Annotated in this window: 2 protein-coding genes; one reads left to right on the top strand and one right to left on the bottom strand. The window is 69.7% G+C overall.

The window, feature by feature from the left end:
- Positions 1-1,262: MOSC domain-containing protein (locus ABZV34_RS39035; protein WP_356287913.1), on the bottom strand; the 1,262-nt coding region annotated here is incomplete at its 3' end.
- A 271-nt stretch (positions 1,263-1,533) separates the two neighbouring features.
- Between ABZV34_RS39035 and ABZV34_RS39030 the strand changes: the two genes are divergently transcribed.
- On the top strand, positions 1,534-1,856 hold a 323-nt coding region (locus ABZV34_RS39030), incomplete at its 3' end, for an alpha/beta fold hydrolase (RefSeq protein WP_356287910.1).

The raw sequence follows: 1,856 nt of genomic DNA, 5'->3' as shown, positions 1-1,856 counted from the left end.
GCCAGCGATCGGGCGGTCAGACGCCCATGGCGGATGTGGGCCTCACCGTCAAGCCGGGTGACGTCGTCGGCCGCGGTGTAGGAGATGTACGCGCGGCCGTGGGGGAGCCGGGCCAGCAGCGCCCGGGTCTCGGCCGCGAAGACATGCTGCGTGTGGTCGCGGGCTGTGTGGATCCACCACACCGGGCGGGGGTCCCGGGTCGCGGCGAGCCGGTGGAGCATCGCCAGCATGGGGGTGGCGCCGATCCCCGCGGAGACGAGGACGACCGGGCCGGTGTCCTCCTCGAGGACGAACGTTCCGCGAGGGCTCGCGATGTCCACCAGGTCACCGGGGCGCAGACAGGCGTGGAGGTAGCCGCTGACCTGGCCGTGGGGCTCGCGTTTCACGCTGATGCGGTAGGTGCCGGCGCCCGGCGCCGACGAGAGCGAGTAACTCCGTACGGCGGGGGCGTCCCTCCCCGTGGTGACCCGGAGGGACAGATACTGACCGGGCAGGGCCTCGGGCAGCGGTGTGCCGTCGGTGGTGTCGAGGTGGATCGACGTGACGGTGGGGGTCTCGGGGACGAGGCGGGCCACGCGCAAGGGCCTGAAGCCGGGCCATCCGGTTTCCTGTCTCGGTGGCTCGCCCCGCGCGAGTTCACGGAACGACTGCTGCCATCCGGGGCTCAGGGCGGGGATGCTCAGCGCCTTGCGCAGCTTCGCGGGATCACGGTCGGGGAGGTAGAGCAGCGCGTCGGTGTCGGCGACGCTGAGTGCTTCGGGGCCCTGCCGGGTGCGGGTGATGTCATCGCCGGCCCGCACATGTCCCTCGGTGATGACGCGCAGGTAGAAGCCGGGACGGTGGTGGGCGACCAGGAGGGCGGCCATGGCGGGTTCGCCCAGCCGCATCCCCACGCGGTAGCAGGTGACGCGGGGCTGGGTGACCTCGAACTCCGCCTCGCCGATGCGGTAGCGGTCGCCGATGCACACCTCGTCGTCGGGGAGGCCGTCGACGGTGAAGTTCTCCCCGAAGCTGCCGGGGGTGAGGTCCCGGCGGTTCAGCTCGTTCTCCCAGTACCGGTAGGACTGCAGCTGGTAGACGAGGACCGCCCGGATCTCGCCCCCGTGTCCCGCCAGATCGCCCTGGCCGTCTCCGTCGATGTTCAGCTGCCGCACCATCCGGCGGCCGTGCACGGGTGCCTTCCACGCGCCCGTGTGAACGGTCCTTCCCTGCCACGGGACGTCCTTGGGTTTCCCTACGTTCACGGACAGCAGCGTCGCCATTGCGGTACTCCTGCGTGGGTGGCCGGCCGGGAGGGCAACTCCCCTGTGGCTCTTCTTGTGCCATGGCCGATTTTAGTTCGTCGGCCGCGGTCGTACCGGCTCGGTGGCCCGGGGCCGCTCGGGGGCGGACGCTTGAGGTGAGTGCCCGGCTCGCTCCGGCCCCGGAGGGCGGACCCGCGTCGATCTAACCAGTAAAAGTGTATTGACAGGTTAGAGCGAGCGTGGTCGACTGATCGCGTAACCCTTAAAGGTGAAGTGAGAGGTTAGAGAGATGACTTCCGTAGTCCATCACCGCACCGCCACCGTCCGTGGCCTCGAGGTCTTCTACCGGGAAGCCGGCGACCCGCAGGCGCCGACCCTGGTCCTGTTGCACGGCTTCCCGACCAGCTCGCACATGTTCCGCCACCTGATTCCGGCGCTCGCCGACCGCTATCACGTCATCGCCCCCGACCACATCGGCTTCGGCCAGTCGGCGATGCCCTCCCCGCAGGAATTCCCCTACACCTTCGAGGCCCTCACCCAGGTCACCTCCGACCTGCTCGAACAGCTGGGTGTCGACCGGTTCGCGATGTACGTGCAGGACTACGGGGCGCC

The organism is Streptomyces sp. NPDC005195 (genome assembly GCF_040608315.1).
GTDB lineage: Bacteria > Actinomycetota > Actinomycetes > Streptomycetales > Streptomycetaceae > Streptomyces > Streptomyces kaempferi.
This window is presented reverse-complemented; position numbering and strand designations above follow the sequence as displayed.